This is a genomic window from Oceanisphaera sp. (genome assembly GCF_048268965.1).
GTDB lineage: Bacteria > Pseudomonadota > Gammaproteobacteria > Enterobacterales > Aeromonadaceae > Oceanimonas.
The window spans coordinates 1-15,481 of record NZ_JBLWUK010000047.1; the positions used below are offsets into that span (position 1 = coordinate 1).

14 protein-coding genes are annotated in these 15,481 nt (G+C 55.9%); 6 read left to right on the forward strand and 8 right to left on the reverse strand.

Features of this window, described 5'->3' with window-relative positions:
• Nucleotides 1–153 precede the first annotated feature (153 nt).
• Nucleotides 154–1,050: an EamA family transporter RarD gene (gene rarD, locus ACN0VL_RS14405; RefSeq protein WP_417618560.1), complete on the forward strand. Its 897-nt coding sequence runs from the start codon at nt 154–156 to the stop codon at nt 1,048–1,050.
• Nucleotides 1,051–1,131: 81 nt separating this feature from the next.
• Here rarD and uvrD read toward each other — a convergent pair whose 3' ends face one another.
• From uvrD to lptM, 7 genes are all read right to left on the reverse strand, one after another.
• Entirely contained in the window at nt 1,132–3,300 is a 2,169-nt protein-coding gene (gene uvrD / locus ACN0VL_RS14410; protein ID WP_417618562.1) for a DNA helicase II, read from the reverse strand.
• A 129-nt stretch (nt 3,301–3,429) separates the two neighbouring features.
• Complete coding sequence (locus ACN0VL_RS14415; protein ID WP_417618563.1) at nt 3,430–4,137, reverse strand: HAD-IA family hydrolase; 708 nt, start codon at nt 4,135–4,137, stop codon at nt 3,430–3,432.
• Nucleotides 4,138–4,385: 248 nt separating this feature from the next.
• Nucleotides 4,386–5,294 carry a tyrosine recombinase XerC gene (gene xerC, locus ACN0VL_RS14420; protein ID WP_417618565.1) on the reverse strand — a complete coding sequence of 303 codons (909 nt, stop codon included), beginning with the start codon at nt 5,292–5,294 and terminating at the stop codon, nt 4,386–4,388.
• Nucleotides 5,281–5,979, reverse strand: a complete 699-nt coding sequence (locus ACN0VL_RS14425; RefSeq protein WP_417618567.1) for a DUF484 family protein — start codon at nt 5,977–5,979, stop codon at nt 5,281–5,283. Before ACN0VL_RS14425 ends, xerC begins: the two co-directional genes overlap by 14 nt.
• A gap of 8 nt (nt 5,980–5,987) precedes the next feature.
• Complete coding sequence (dapF, locus tag ACN0VL_RS14430) at nt 5,988–6,815, reverse strand: diaminopimelate epimerase (protein WP_417618569.1); 828 nt, start codon at nt 6,813–6,815, stop codon at nt 5,988–5,990.
• A 10-nt stretch (nt 6,816–6,825) separates the two neighbouring features.
• Nucleotides 6,826–8,082 carry a diaminopimelate decarboxylase gene (lysA, locus tag ACN0VL_RS14435; protein ID WP_417618571.1) on the reverse strand — a complete coding sequence of 419 codons (1,257 nt, stop codon included), beginning with the start codon at nt 8,080–8,082 and terminating at the stop codon, nt 6,826–6,828.
• Between the two features lie 11 nt (nt 8,083–8,093).
• Nucleotides 8,094–8,336, reverse strand: a complete 243-nt coding sequence (gene lptM, locus ACN0VL_RS14440; RefSeq protein ID WP_417618573.1) for an LPS translocon maturation chaperone LptM — start codon at nt 8,334–8,336, stop codon at nt 8,094–8,096.
• On the opposite strand from lptM, the gene cyaY reads away from it, so the two are divergent.
• On the forward strand, nt 8,289–8,600 hold the full coding sequence (cyaY, locus tag ACN0VL_RS14445; RefSeq protein ID WP_417618575.1) for an iron donor protein CyaY: 312 nt from the start codon (nt 8,289–8,291) through the stop codon (nt 8,598–8,600). The two genes, lptM and cyaY, sit on opposite strands and share 48 nt — an antisense overlap.
• Here the strand turns inward: cyaY and ACN0VL_RS14450 are convergent.
• Entirely contained in the window at nt 8,597–11,107 is a 2,511-nt protein-coding gene (locus tag ACN0VL_RS14450) for a class I adenylate cyclase (protein ID WP_417618585.1), read from the reverse strand. The two genes, cyaY and ACN0VL_RS14450, sit on opposite strands and share 4 nt — an antisense overlap.
• Nucleotides 11,108–11,305: 198 nt before the next feature.
• Between ACN0VL_RS14450 and hemC the strand changes: the two genes are divergently transcribed.
• The 4 genes from hemC to ACN0VL_RS14470 are packed head-to-tail and all read left to right on the forward strand — an operon-like array spanning nt 11,306 to nt 15,332.
• The gene (gene hemC / locus ACN0VL_RS14455; RefSeq protein WP_417618577.1) at nt 11,306–12,235 is read left to right on the forward strand and encodes a hydroxymethylbilane synthase; all 930 of its coding nucleotides are present in this window, start codon (nt 11,306–11,308) and stop codon (nt 12,233–12,235) included.
• Entirely contained in the window at nt 12,232–12,987 is a 756-nt protein-coding gene (locus ACN0VL_RS14460) for a uroporphyrinogen-III synthase (RefSeq protein WP_417618579.1), read from the forward strand. Before hemC ends, ACN0VL_RS14460 begins: the two co-directional genes overlap by 4 nt.
• Entirely contained in the window at nt 12,971–14,146 is a 1,176-nt protein-coding gene (locus ACN0VL_RS14465; protein WP_417618581.1) for a uroporphyrinogen-III C-methyltransferase, read from the forward strand. Before ACN0VL_RS14460 ends, ACN0VL_RS14465 begins: the two co-directional genes overlap by 17 nt.
• A gap of 10 nt (nt 14,147–14,156) precedes the next feature.
• The gene (locus ACN0VL_RS14470; protein WP_417618583.1) at nt 14,157–15,332 is read left to right on the forward strand and encodes a heme biosynthesis HemY N-terminal domain-containing protein; all 1,176 of its coding nucleotides are present in this window, start codon (nt 14,157–14,159) and stop codon (nt 15,330–15,332) included.
• Nucleotides 15,333–15,481 lie beyond the last annotated feature (149 nt).

Below are 15,481 nucleotides of genomic sequence, written 5' to 3' on the forward strand. Positions count from 1 at the left end.
GCGTGTCGGTGGAGTAGGCCCTTTGTCCGACTTTTATAGAGCAAGAAAATAGATCTGCTATTTAATCTGTTTGGTATAAGCACGGTTTAGTGCTGGCCAGCCTTGGTCGGGGGTCGTTACACTGGTCTTTTACTTTATCGTCAGACTTTTACCATGGAAAAAGATAACGCCACCCAGGGAGCGCTGTTTGCTATCGGCGCATACGTGCTGTGGGGCATAGCGCCCATGTATTTCAAGCAGCTGACCCAGGTGCCCGCTTACGAGATTTTGACCCACAGGGTGATCTGGTCTTTCTTGCTGTTGCTGGTGCTGCTCAGCCTGCTCAAGTATTGGCCCAGAGTCCGGGCCGTGCTGCGCCAGCCCAGGTACTTGCTGATGCTGGCGATGTCATCCTGCATTATTGGTTTGAATTGGCTGGTCTTTATCTGGGCGGTCAATAACAACCATATGCTGGATGCCAGCCTGGGCTATTACATTAATCCGCTGTTCAATATCGTGCTGGCCATGCTGTTTTTAGGTGAGCGCTTTCGGCCGATGCAATGGGTCGCGGTGGCGCTGGCCGCCAGTGGTGTGGTCATTCAATTGGTGGTATTTGGCAGTTTGCCCTGGGTGGCCTTGGTACTGGCCATTTCTTTCGGTTTTTACGGCCTGATCCGTAAGAAGGTGCCGGTCGACCCGGTTACCGGCCTGATGCTGGAAACCCTGGTGCTATTACCGTTAGCCGCTATTTACTTATTTGGTTTTGCCGATAGCACCACCAGCCAGATGAGCACAAACTCGCTGAATACCAATTTATGGCTGATCTCGGCCGGCATAGTAACCACGGCTCCCTTGTTACTGTTTGCCGGTGCCGCCAAACGGCTCAGGCTGTCGACGCTGGGCTTTTTCCAGTATATCGGCCCCAGCATGATGTTTTTGCTGGCCGTGCTCATCTACGACGAACCCTTGAGCCAGGACAAGGTCATCACCTTCGCCCTGATCTGGCTATCACTGGTGATTTACAGCTGGGATGGGGTGAAACAACGAAGAGCCGTGAGGTGTGAGGCGTAAAGAGTGCAGCGTGAGGGGTGAACCGAACTGCAAAAGACGGTTTGCTCCTCACACCTTACTCCTCACGTTTGCCGCTTGCAGTTACAAGGCTTCCAGCCGCGCGTAGGCGGTGACCAGCCATTTGCTGCCGCCATCTGCAAATTGCACCTGTACTCGGCTGTGGGCATCGGCACCTTCGAAGTTCAAGACCACGCCTTCACCAAACTTGGGATGCGATACCCGCTGCCCCAGGCGAAAGCCGGTTTCATTGAAGGTATCCTGCACGCGATCCTGACTGAAGCGACCGTTGGGGACCGCTCGGCTGACCGTGGCTTTAAGGCGTACTTCTTCCACACAGTCGCCGGGCAACTCTTTAATAAAGCGACTGGGGCGATGAAACATTTCCTTGCCATATAAGCGTCGCGTTTCCGCATGGCTGATATACAGCTTGCTCATGGCACGCGTTATGCCCACATAAGCCAGGCGGCGCTCTTCTTCCAGCCGCTGGCTTTCTTCTGCCGACTGCTGGCTGGGGAACATGCCTTCTTCCACGCCCACCATGAACACCAGCGGAAATTCCAGTCCCTTGGCCGAATGCAGCGTCATCAGCTGCACCGCATCATCAAACTGATCCGCCTGGCTTTCGCCGGCTTCCAGCGCCGCATGGGATAAAAACGCCGACAACAACGACATGTCATCGTCTTCGGAAGGCGTGAATTGACGAGTGGCACTGACCAGCTCTTCCAGGTTCTCTACCCGGGCCTGGGCTTTTTCGCCCCGCTCGGCCTGATACATGGCCTTCAGGCCCGACAGCTCGATGACCCTGTCGGTCTGCACATGCAGGGGCAGCTCACGGGTGTCGTCTTCCAGCTGATTGATCAGGGCCAGGAAGCGGCTCACCGCAGAGGCGGCGCGGCCACTCAATACTTTTTCTTCGACCAGGGTCCAGGCGGATTGCCACAGGGTCAGCTGACGGTCACGGGCCGCCTCGCGTATCAGGCCCAGGGTGCGCTCGCCAATACCCCGGGTAGGCGTATTCACGATGCGCTCGAAGGCGGCTTCGTCACCGCGGTTATTCATCAATCGTAAGTAGCCCAGCGCATCCTTGATTTCCTGACGCTCGAAGAAACGCAGCCCGCCATAAATGCGATAGGGCAACCGCGCCTGGATCAGCGCCTCTTCCAGCACCCGCGACTGGGCGTTGTTGCGATACAGAATGGCGGCTTCCGTTAATAAACCGTCTTGCTGACGCCATTGCTTGATGCGCTCCACCACGAAGCGGGCTTCGTCGACTTCATTAAAGGCGCCATACAGCGCAATCGGCTCCCCTTCCACGCCTTCGGTCCACAACTCTTTGCCCATGCGCTCGGCATTATTGGCAATCAGGGTGTTGGCGGCCTTGAGGATGGTCCCGGTCGAGCGGTAATTCTGCTCCAGTCTGATGGTGTCGGCACCGGGAAAATCGCGCAGAAAGCGCGCAATGTTTTCTACTCGCGCCCCGCGCCAGCCGTAAATGGACTGATCGTCGTCGCCCACTATCATCACCCGGGCTTGCTGACCGGCCAGCATCTGCAACCAGGCGTATTGAATGCTGTTGGTGTCCTGGAATTCGTCCACCAGAATATGGCGAAAACGTTCCTGGTAGTGGGCCAGAATATGCGGCTTGTACAGCCACAGCTCGTGGGCACGCAGCAGCAACTCGGCAAAGTCCACCAGGCCGGCGCGATCACAGGTATCCTGGTACACCTGATAAATGCGCTGGTAGGTTTGCTGCACGGGGTCGTGCAGGATTTGAATGTCTTTCGGCCTTAACCCTTCATCTTTGCGGGCATTGATAAAGCCGGCCGCTTGCCGCGCCGGCCACTGCTTTTCATCCAGATTCATGCTTTTGAGAATACGGCGCAGCAAACGTTGCTGATCGTCGGAGTCCAGAATTTGAAAGTCCTGGGGCAGTTTGGCATCCAGGTGGTGGGCGCGCAGCAGGCGATGAGCCAGGCCATGAAAGGTGCCCAGCCATAAGCCAAACAAACGCCCGCCCAGCAGTTGTTCTACCCGGCCACGCATTTCTGCCGAGGCCTTGTTGGTAAAGGTCACCGCCAGAATGGCCGATGCCGGCACCTGCTCCACCTGCATCAACCAGGCAATGCGATGCACCAGCACCCGAGTCTTGCCACTGCCGGCACCGGCCAGCACCAACATGTTCTGGGCCGGGGCGGCAACCGCCTCCCTTTGCTTGTCGTTCATGCCGTCAAGCAGGCTGGATACATCCATTACAACTCCTGAGTTTATTTTGGTTTGTCGTGAAGAGTAAAGGGTGAGGTGTTAGCCATAACCTAAGCCGTTTTGGGTCGTTATTCCCCTTCACACTTTACGCCTCTCTCCTCACGACATTTTGGGCGATTATAACAGCTCCAGCAATTGCTCCAACCGCTCAAGCTCTACATGCGGCAAACACTGCAATGCCGCTTCGCTGCGCCCCTGGTCGTTGAGCCACACCGCCTGACAGCCACTGTGCACCGCCCCTGCCACATCGGTCCTGATATGATCGCCTATGTGCAGGATTTCCGAGGCTTGCACGCCGGTCTGTTCGGCCAAGGCATCAAACATATCCGGTGCCGGCTTCATGCGACCATCAATGCCGGCCCTGAGCACCACCTCAAAATAAGGTGCCAGCTCGGTGTGTTCCAGCGGCAGGTTACCATTGGTGATCACCGCCAGCTGATAGTGCTGGCCCAGCTGGGTTAACACCCGATGACTGGTCTCGGGCACCTGAATCTTGCCGCGTTCGGTTAAAAAGCCCTGATAAAACTCCTCGGCCATGGCGGCGGCCGAGGTCTCGGCCATCCCTTGCTGACGCAGCCCCTCGGTCAGCACCCGCAGACGACAGGCGCTCACATCATGACTCAGCTCGGGTTCGGCCAGCAGCACCTGGCGCTTGATGGCAGCCAGATTGTCCGCACCCAGCAGGGTGGACTCGGGATGATGCTGCTTTAACGCCTGCAACAGCCAGGCTTCCGCCGCCGCAATCACGGGCACGTTATCGTACAGGGTATCGTCCAGGTCAAAACTGATGACCTTGACCTTCGTCAGACGTTTATAAAAGCGCATAGGGGTTCCTTTAATCAATAGCCTTACGTTTTACGCTATACGCCGTAAGTTCAAGGCGGTGTTTTTATGTTTGCCGTCATCCTGATAAAAATCAGGATCTTGTATTTTTATAGGGGCGCCTTATTCGGGTAAAGAATATCTGCACAAGAACCATAACACCGCATAAAAGCGGTCCAATAAATTGGACCCTACACAAGATAAAGCGACGATGTTTTCTGTTTCTTTAACGTACGGCGTATAGCGTACCGCTAGTCTTTTTCGCGTTTCGCTCTGGGGTGGGCCTGATCGTAGGCCTTGGCCAGATGCTGAAAGTCCAGGTGCGTATAAATCTGGGTGGTGGCCAGATCCGCATGGCCCAACAGCTCTTGTACCGCGCGTAAATCGCCGCTCGATTCCAGCATATGAGTGGCAAAAGAATGACGCAGCTTGTGCGGGTGAATATGGCTGGCCAACGCCTGCTTGCCCCCCCACTGCGCCAATCGTAACTGTACGCTGCGGTGGCTGATACGGCGTTGGCGCTGACTGACAAACAAGGCGACTTCCTCGCTGCCGGCCACGGCACCGCGTACCGCCAGCCATTTTTTCAGCCAGTCGAGCGCCATGCGTCCCACCGGTAAAATGCGCTCTTTATTGCCTTTACCGATCACCCGTACCTGGCGTTCATCAAACTGGATATCACCCAGGTTCAGGTCGACCAGCTCCGCCAGCCGCAGGCCGGACGAGTACATCAGCTCCATGATGGCGCGATCTCGCACCGCCAGCGGATCGGATTCGTCAATATTCATCAGCTGGTGCAGTTCGTCGACATCGAGGTTTTTCGGTAGGGGTCGCCCCTGTTTGGGGGCGCTGACGCCGCGGGCCGGGTTGGCCTGCAGCCGTCCCTGCAGGATCAACCAGTCGCAGAAACTGCGCAGAGCGCTCAGCTTGGTGGCGATGGAACGCGGCGACAGGCCGCTTTTGTGCATGCGAGTGGCCAGGCCACGCACATGGCTGATGGTGAGAGCCGACCAGCCGTCGAGCGATAATTCGCTCAACTGCTCGGCCATGGCATTGAGGTTGCGACCATAGCCGCTGCGGGTATTCACACTCAGCTGGCGCTCTACCCGCAGGTATTCAAGAAAATCACTGATGTCGCCCGTGAGATTAACCGCGCTCATTACAGGTCTGTCCCGCAGCCATCAGCCTGGGCAATAACAGCGCCAGCACATCGGCCAACTGGTTAATGAGCAAGGTGTCCATGCCCGAGCCATAATGACTGCCATCGGCACTGCCAAAGGCCAGCAAGCCCTGTTCTCCCTTTGCACCCAGGCGGATCAGGGCACAGGAGTTAACCAGCGAGTCCTGAAACAGTCGCAGCTTTTCTTCTTTGCCCAATCGCCCCAGATACACCAGTTGGCTGGCCATGCGCTCGCGATACAAGCGCTCCAGCTGCTCCCCTGCCGGGCTGGTCGCACTCGGATAGGTTCTGGGATCCAGCACCAGTCGCACCGCCTGCACCCGCAATTGCTGCTGCAGGGTGCTGCGTATGCACGACTCCAGCTCGGACACGCTGGCACATTCAAACAGCCGCGGCATGAGATCCATATAAACGCGAAAAATGCGCTCATTCTCCCCCGCCACCGTCATCAGCTCGGTAATTTCATCTTCCAGCTCATAAATACGCTGGCGCTGATGATCGAGCTTCACTTCTACCAGTGAAACACTGCCGCGCTGTTCATGGGGCAGCCGTAGCTGTTCCAGCAAGTTGCGCTGACGCTCGAAAAAGTGCGGTTGCGCCAGCAAATATTCGGCAATCTGACTGTCGTCCAGGCCCGTTTTTACACATCGACTCGTTTCAGTCACGTTCTCGGTCATAGGTTTATCAGTCCGTCAAATACATGCTCTGCGGGGCCCGTCATATATACCGGCTTGCCCGGCCCTTGCCAGGCAATATTCAGTACCCCGCCCGGCAATTGCACCCGCACCCTGTCCGCCAGCTTGCCCCAGCTCATGCCCATCACCGCCGCCGCGCAGGCACCGGTGCCGCAAGCCAGGGTTTCACCCGCGCCACGTTCATGCACTCTGAGCTTGATATCGCGGGCACTGACAATCTGCATAAAACCCACATTGACCCGAGCCGGAAAACGCTCGTGGTGCTCCAGCTCGGGGCCCAGTTTGGCCACCAGGTCGGTATTAATGTCGCCCACTTCCAGCACGCAATGGGGGTTACCCATAGACACCACGCCACACAAGACCGTTTGCAGGGCAGAGGGCACCAGATAGGTTTTTTCTGCCTTTTGCGCCTTGAAAGGGATTTTGGCGGGCTCAAATTCCGGCACGCCCATGTTAACCGTGACCTGATTATCTTTTTCAAGCTGCAGGACTATGTTGCCTTTTTGGGTACTGACGCTAATCCGGTCTTTATGGGTCAGCCCTTTCAAACGCACGAAGCGGGCGAAGCAGCGGGCACCATTGCCACACTGCTCGACTTCGCTGCCATCGGCATTAAAAATGCGGTAATGAAAGTCGAGATCCGGATCATAGGGTGGCTCGACCAGCAACAGCTGGTCGAAGCCAATGCCAAAATGACGGTCAGCCAACTGCCGTATCACCTCGGGATTGAAAAACACCTTCTGGGTGACGCCATCAACGACCATAAAGTCGTTGCCGAGCCCCTGCATTTTGGAAAATTGGATCACGGATCCCCCCTCAGGATTCGGGTAACAGACTTTCGCCACACCACAAATCGGTTAATTGCTCACGCTCGCGAATAACAAACGCCTGCTCACCATCCACCATCAATTCTGCGGCGCGGGGGCGGCTGTTGTAGTTGGAAGCCATCACAAAACCGTAGGCCCCGGCAGAACGCACCGCCAGCAAGTCGCCTTCGGTGATCGCAAGCTCGCGGTCTTTACCGATAAAGTCGCCGGTTTCACAGATGGGACCCACCACATCATAGATGGCGGCCTGTCGTTCCAGGGTGCTGTCCACCGGAATAATGGCCTGCCAGGCGCTGTACAAGGCCGGACGGATCAAGTCGTTCATGGCGGCATCAACAATGGCAAAGTTTTTGGCTTCGCCTGGCTTCAGGTGCTCGACTCGAGTGAGCAGTACGCCGGCGTTGGCGGCAATGGCGCGACCGGGCTCAAACACCAGGGTCAAATCCCGACCTTGCAGGCGGGATTTCAACTGTTTGACATATTCGCCGGGCTCGGGCGGAGTTTCGTTGTCATAACGCACGCCCAAACCGCCACCCACATCCAGGTGCTGAATATGGATACCGTCGGCAGACAGGGCATCAATCAGCACCAACAACTTGTCGACCGCTTCCAGGAACGGGGACACCTCGGTGAGCTGCGACCCTATGTGGCAGTCCAGACCGTGAATCTCCAGGTGCTCCATGCTCGCGGCCAGGCGATATACGTCTCGTGCCTGCTCGATGGGAATGCCAAACTTGTTTTCTTTCAGGCCGGTAGAGATATAAGGATGGGTGCCGGCATCTATGTCCGGGTTTACTCGAATGGAAACAGGCGCCTTGCGACCCATGTTGCCCGCTACCTCGTTGATCCGCGCCAACTCGGCAATCGATTCCACGTTAAAGCAGAAGATATTCTGTTCCAGCGCAAACTGAATTTCGTCGACCCGTTTGCCCACTCCGGAAAACACCACCTTGCTCGCATCGCCACCCGCGGCCAGCACGCGGCACAATTCGCCCTTGGAGACGATATCGAACCCCGAGCCCAGACGCGCCAGCACGTTGAGGACCGCCAGATTGGAGTTGGCTTTTACGGCATAACAAATAAGGTGCTTAACGTCACCGGCGGCCTGGTCAAAGGCGTGCCAGTGGCGCTCCAGGGTCGCGCGCGAGTACACATAAAGTGGGGTGCCATGCTGCTCGGCTAAACGGCTTAAATCGCAGGCTTCACCGTAAAGGCGGCCATCTTCCTGATAATTAAAATAATCCAAGGTATATTCCTTTACGACTGCTCAGTTTGGGGTTGCTTTTGCTCGGGCTCGGGGAGCGTTAGCGGTCCTTTAAGGCCGCACCCCAACAAACTCAGGCATAAAGCAACCAGTGCGGTTAACTTGAATATGTTCATAGGTTGACTGTGAATATGTTTCCAGACCCTTATAATCTCACTCACACTTTCAAAAGCAATAGGAAGCAGGCGATGAACGACAGTGAATTCCATTCCTTGGCTGATGCCATTTACCAGCATATTGAAGAAACCATAGATAGCAGCGGCGTCGATATAGATTGTGAAACCATAGGCGGCGTCATGACGCTGACCTTTGAAAACGATGTCAAATTCGTGATCAACCGCCAGGAGCCACTCCATCAAATCTGGCTGGCCACCCGCGAAAACGGCCACCACTTTGCCCTGAAAGACGATAAGTGGATCGACAATCGCCAGGGCCACGAGCTGCTGAGCTGGCTCAGCCTGCAGGCCGAGCGCCAGGGCGAAACCAAGCTCGCACTCTAACTCTCGTTTAAACAAGGTCGAGCATCGTCTCGGCCTTCCTTGGTACTTTTGTAAGGCAATACCCTTTGTTGCCCCTGATCCGTCACTATTTCGTAATACTGGGGCAGGTTGAAATGGGCAAAATCACTTTGTCCTGCAACTTGTTGATTTGACGTGTAAAAACGGTTAACACTTTGCACGACCTCATCTTTGCTGCCCGAGACCTGACGGTAGACTTCCACCCGGTTTGCCTCATCCAGAATATACAGATCGTAGTTTTTCCCGCTGTCTTCGAAAAAGAACTGCATCAGGCCTTCGCTGGCATACACGTCGACAATGTCCGGCACTCGCTTGCCAACCTGCTGTTCCAAACGCAAGGTGCTGTGGGGAAGCTGTTGTCGCACCGACAGCTGATCGGTGGCGGCCCGCTTTTGTACGCTCACTCCCCGACGTTCAAAAAAGATGCTGTGCTCTTCGGAGCCTAACAGCAATGTCTTGACGGTACTGCCCTGCTCTCTGGCCAGGCGCAAGTCGATACATTCTTTAATCAGCTGTTCGAAACGAGTCCGGATCAGGCTGCGAAAGTTCAGGCTGTAACAGAATACCTGCAGGCTTTCGGGGGGCTTGGCCCCCTGGTGCATCTTGCCCAGTATGGTGGTGAGGCCCTCTATGACGGCCATGGGGCCGCTAAAATGCAAAGAGCGGATCTCGTCCCAGGAGTTGCGATACAGGATATCGACCGAGCCCACCAGGTTTTCCAGCTGTTGACCAAAGCTGAAGGGATCACTGGTTTTGGCGTTAAATTCAATGGGTCTATGATGCCAGCTAGCGGTGGGGTCCTGTTCCAGATTCAGAAAGATACCGAGCTGGCGAACTTCACAGGGGCGGCTCAGGGCCAGGTTGCTGGGTGAGGGGGCCCGCACCAGAAAAGTACGGGCCAAGTCGCGGCAGAATTCCTGCAAGTGCTGCAGGCTGACGTCCGTATCCTGATTGAACAGCTGCAACTGCGTTTCTTTGTTCAGCAGGCCGTTGAAGTGTGCCCAGGCTATCAGCTTACCCACATAGCCACTGTATTCGAGCGGGCTACGACCAATCAGCTCGGTGGGCGTCAGCCCCTGTTTATAGAGGTACCAGCCGGCTTTATTCAGCCGCCCTGCCGGCACCTGCACCAGGCTGATCTTGGGCTCGGCCAGGTTGGGCGCTATGCTCAGGTTGATTAACTGTACCTTGCCGGGCAGGCTCTCGAAGGCAGCATAGAGCTTGCGCGATAAAATGCCGATATCTTCCGGGTTGATCGACTCACTGATGTTGTTGCGACGGGCAAACTGGATCAGATTGCGATAGCTCTGCATCAGGGCTTCCAGCAACTCGCCATAAGCGGATTTAACCTGCTCCACCTTCCAGTTAGCCCGGTTGTTAAGGAGCGCCACCTTGTCTGCCGACCAGCCCCAGGCCGCTATCAGCTGATTAATCTGTTCGATACGCGAGGCATAAGGCTCGTGCCGGGTTGGCGAAAAGTCGAACCCTTCGGACACTTTTAAATAAAAGCAGCGCCGTACCAGATCCAGCCGCTGCTCATCGCCAATCGATTTAAGGTAGCCGGTCACCTTTTCCAGCATCAGCATATAGTGATCCTGGCGCTCATCGAGCCGGTCGGCACTTTGAAAGTGCCCTTTAAGATGGCGACACAGTAACTGGGTATCGGGGTACTCGTGGGAATAGGCTTCCATCAGCACGGTTTTCAGCACCGCCTTGTAGGGCGAGTCGATGCTTTTATACAGCTGCCACAGTGCCGAGCCAAAGTACTCTTCTGCCGGTATACGGGCAAACCCGCCCAGATCCAGCCATTCATCGTGATTAAGGGTGCCGTTGGCGAATTGCTCGGCCACAAAACTATCGTAACGCGGGCCCAGCTTGCCCGGGGCAAACATCCACACCAGTCGCTTGCCGGCAATGCACAGGTGGCTACGATAAAACTCGTCAAGCAACAGCAAGTGCTGGGCACTGCCACAGCTCTCGCCTTCTACCGACTGCTGATTGTCGGTGCGAAACTTGTTATCCGGGATCAAAAACAGATTCAATTCGACCTGGCGCTGCTCGGCCCATTGCGAAATCAGCAGGCATTTTTGTTGCAGCCAGGCCACGCGCTCTGGCTCCATCTGGTGGGAATAGCACACCCAGACGTCGAGATCCGACTCCCGGCTCTGCCCTATGGACGAGGTGCTGCCCATGGAATAGAGACCAAATATTTCACCTTCCCCGGATGCCAGCCCCTGATGGCCGTTCGCGGCCTGGCACAGCTCATCAATAAACTGCTGCTGGCGGTCATTGGGCAAGAAGTGGCACACGCCCACAGGCACGTTACCCGGCACATAGCCTGGCAACAGAGGGTGGTTGTAATGCAGCAAAACCGGCAGTAATTGAAACACCTGCTGGCCATAACGACTCATGATTGCTAAGGCATGAGCCTGTTTTTGCTGATTAAATTGATCACTTTGCTCTACGAGCCGGTGAAAATTAGCGTGCAAGAGTATGGGCCTTTGGTGGACCGACACGGCCCCCCGATCGAGGGGCAAAAGTGTGATCATGGTAACAATTCGTTACAGAATGAACAATATATGTCGATAACCGAACCGGCAAGATGTTAGCGAACCGGTTTTCTCCCCTGTAATGCCGGCACAGGAATGATAATATCGAACGATTAGTGGATATTAGAAGAGATTCAAATGGCAAATCGCACCATACGTATCGCCACCCGCAAGAGTCTGTTGGCCCTGTGGCAGGCCCATTATGTTAAAGAGCAGCTCGAACGGCTACACCCTCATATAGAGGTAGAACTGGTGCCGATGACCACCAAAGGTGATGTGCTGCTCGATACTCCGCTCGCCAAAATTGGCGGCAAGGGGCTCTTTATTAAAGAGCTGGAGCAAGCCATGCTGGACGGTCGCGCCGATATTGCCGTGCATTCGATGAAAGATGTGCCGGTAGAGTTCCCGGAAGGCCTGGGCCTGACCGTGATTTGCGAGCGCGAAGATCCGCGCGATGCCTTTGTATCCAACCATTATACTCACCTGGAACAATTGCCGGCCGGTGCCGTGGTGGGCACAGCCAGCCTGCGCCGCGAATGCCAGATCCGCGCCCGCTACCCGCACCTGGAAGTAAAAGTGCTGCGGGGCAACGTGCAGACTCGCCTGCGCAAGCTGGATGATGGTGAATACGATGCCATTATTCTGGCGGCCGCCGGGCTCAAGCGCCTGGAGCTGGACGATCGTATTGCCGGGTTAATGAGCCCGGAAGACTGCCTGCCCGCCAATGGCCAGGGTGCCGTGGGCATCGAATCTCGACTGGATGATGCCGAGCTGCTCGCACTGCTCGCGCCCCTCGACCATCACGAATCTCGCCTGAGAGTAGAAGCAGAGCGTGCCATGAACCAGGGGCTGCAAGGCGGTTGTCAGGTACCTATCGGTTCTTACGCCGAGCTGCAAGGCGATCAGCTGTGGCTGCGTGGCCTGGTGGGCCGTCCCGACGGCAGCCAGATTATTCATGAAGAAATGACCGGCCCCGCCGACCAGGGTAAAGAGATGGGTGCCGAAATGGCAAAACGCCTGCTTGCCCGTGGCGCCGATAAAATACTGGCCGAGGTTTATCAGTCATGACACCTTTGGTGGTTCGCCCCGAGCCTCAGGCGACCAGCTTGAGCCAGGCTTTGCGTGCGGCTGGCCACCAGCCGGTGACCAGCCCCTTGCTCAGTTTCGTTGACGGAGCCGAATTAAACCGGCTCCCTCATCTGCTGGGCCAGTTATCGGCTGAGGATTATGTGATAGCGGTCAGCGTACATGCGGTGGATTTTACCGATAATGCCCTGCGGCAACACAATCTGGCCTGGCCCGAGGCGCATTATATTGCGGTGGGTGAAGCCACGGGCAACGCCTTTGCTGCCGTCGGTATTTCCGGGGCAGCCGTGCCGGACGACCCTCGCTCCGAAGGTATTATTTCGTTGCCGGGTCTGGAGCAATTGCCGGGCCGGCGAGTGGTTATTCTGCGCGGAAACGGTGGGCGTCATATGATAGCGCCCACCCTGACCGGCAGAGGGGCTCTGGTCGAGTATTGCGAGGTTTATCGTCGCCAATATCGCCAAGACCCAGATGGAAAACTGGTGAAAAGCTGGCAGACTCAGGGTGTGGACAGTATTATCATCACCAGTGGCGGTTTACTGAGTCATGTTACTCAGCTGGCCAGCAGCGCAAAGGACTGGCTGCTAAGCCGTTTATTGATTGTTCCCAGCATCCGCGTGGTACTTGAGGCCAGGGAGCTGGGCTTCACTCAGATCATAAATGCAGAAGGTGCATCCAATCAGGCTCTGATTGCCGCTCTGGATGAGAGGAAACGGAATGACAGACAAGACTGATAAGAATCAAGATAATCAGAAGACGACCGCCGGTGATAACACCCAGGCCGAGGTGATAACAACAGCATCCTCCACGGCTTCTTCTGGCCCGGGCAAACCGGAACAAGCAGGCGCCCAGCCTGAATCCAAGGTGCCGGAAACCAGCGAGCCGAAACAAGAAAAAGCGTCTTCATCGGGCAAGGTACTGGCGATTGTTGCCATTATTATCGCCCTAATACTGGCTGTTATTCTCTATTGGCATGGCCACAATCAGGCGCAGGTTCAGGCTGAACAGCTCACCCAGTTACAGCAGAAAATGCAGCAGCAGGAACAACAGCTGCAAAGTTCGCTGCAGGCTGCCGAGTCAAAACAGAATAAACTGCTCAATAATGTTGCCAGCCGCCAGGACAGCCTGAATGAGCAAATTGAAGGTGTTTCGCGCAAGGTACTGGATCTGGACAGCAAGCGCCCTAATGACTGGATGCTGGCCGAAGCCGAATACCTGGTACGTATGGCCGGCCGTAAACTCTGGCTGGAGCAGGATGCCGTTGCTGCCGCCATGATGCTGGCCAACGCGGATGAACGCCTGGCCGCGCTCAATGATCCCGGCCTGACCCCGGTCCGCCGCGCCTTGGCTGCAGATATTGCCAGCATCAAGTCGGTGAAAAAAGTCGATCGGGAAGGTCTGGTCATCAAGCTGAACAGCATCAATGATCAGGTCGACAAGTTGCAACTGGATGGCGTGATCATGGCCCGCGCCGAAGAGCCCGACTTTACGCTTTCCGACTCGATCAGCGACTGGAAAGCCAACCTGAAAAAAAGCTGGGCCAGTTTTAGCGATGACTTTGTCACTGTACGCCGCCGCGACGGTAACGTAGAGGCGCTGTTGTCGCCCCAACAGCACTGGTACTTGAGCGAGAATCTGAAGGGCAAGCTATTGCAGGCTCAGTTGGCGGTTTATCGCGAGCAGCAAGAAATTTACGACAGTTCGCTGGCTCAGTCCAAACAGTGGCTGCAGGATTACTTTGCCGATGACAGCGTGCGCCAGTTTATGCTCGAGCAAATCGACGCGCTTAGCGGACTGCAGATCAAGGTGGACTATCCTGAGCAATTCGCCGCTCAAGATAGCTTAAAGCAACTGTTGGATGACAGACTGCAACGTCTGCTAACTGGCCAGTGAGGGGAAGTCTATGATCCGTCTTGCGATTATCATCGTCATCCTGGCTGCCGGCCTCATCATAGGTCCGGATATTACCGGTCAGCAGGGCTATGTGTTATTGGCCGCCGGTAGCTACACAGTGGAAACCACGGCGACCTTCTTCTTGGTTGCCATAGTGCTGTTTTACGTCTTGCTGCTGTTTGTTGAATGGGTGCTGGGCCGTATTTTCGGCATCGGCCACAAGACACGCAGCTGGTTTGTGGGCCGTCGCCGCCGCAAGGCCTTGAATTATACCCAGAGTGGTATGCAGGCTCTGGTAGCGGAGGACTATGCTGCCGCCGAAAAAATGCTGCTAAAAGGCACCAAGGGCAACGATCTGGCGCTGCTCAACTACCTGAATGCCGCCACCGCAGCCCAGGCTCAGGGCCTCGAAGCCAACCGCGACGACTATTTACGCCTGGCGCACGAGCATAACCCCGGAGCCGGTTTGGCCGTGGGACTGACGCAAACTCGCCTGCAATATCAGCAAGGCCAGTTTGAACTCGCCCTGGCCGGCACCCAGCAACTGGAACAAGAGTATGGCAGCCATCCCGCCCTGCTCAAGTTGCAGAAGGACGTTTATCTTGCCACCGGAAAGTGGCCAGAGCTGATGACCACCCTGGATGCCCTGGCCAGTCAGGGGTTGATTGATGCCGATGAACAAGCAGCGCTGAAACAACAAGCCTATGTCGGCTGGTTTGACAGCACCGCCCATACCGATGGCAGCGCCGGTCTGCTCACCCTGTGGCAAGGTTTGCCGCGCAAGGAAAAGTATCAGCCCGAGATCCTGGCGCCGTTATGCGATCGCCTGATTGCCCTTAAAGCGCACAAGGAAGCACATCAGCTGCTGCTGGAAGGCTTGAGCAAGATCACAGATCCCCGACTGCTGGTGTGCATGACACAGTTGCAACTTAGCGACTACCATCCGCTGCTGACGGTACTGGAGAAGAAGGCGAAGCAGGAAACCCTGCCCGAGCTGCACTCCACCCTGGGTCAGCTCTACCTCAAGGATGGCAAGCCGGAAGAAGCAGAAGCGCATCTACAGCAGGCGATTGCCCTGCAACCCACCGCCGGCGATTATATTCTGCTGGCCGGGTTGGCCGAACAGCGCAAGGATGTGAGTCAGGCCAACGATTACTATCGCCACAGCCTGGCACTGGCTCCCTGACCTTATTGTTGTCTGCACTACCTCACCGTATTGAAAAGGAGCCTTAAGGCTCTTTTTTTTATCCTTTATATAATACCAATTACAGTAAAGATCTGTTCACCTTTGAACCTGAATACCAGAGGCACCACAGTCACCTCCCACGACACGCC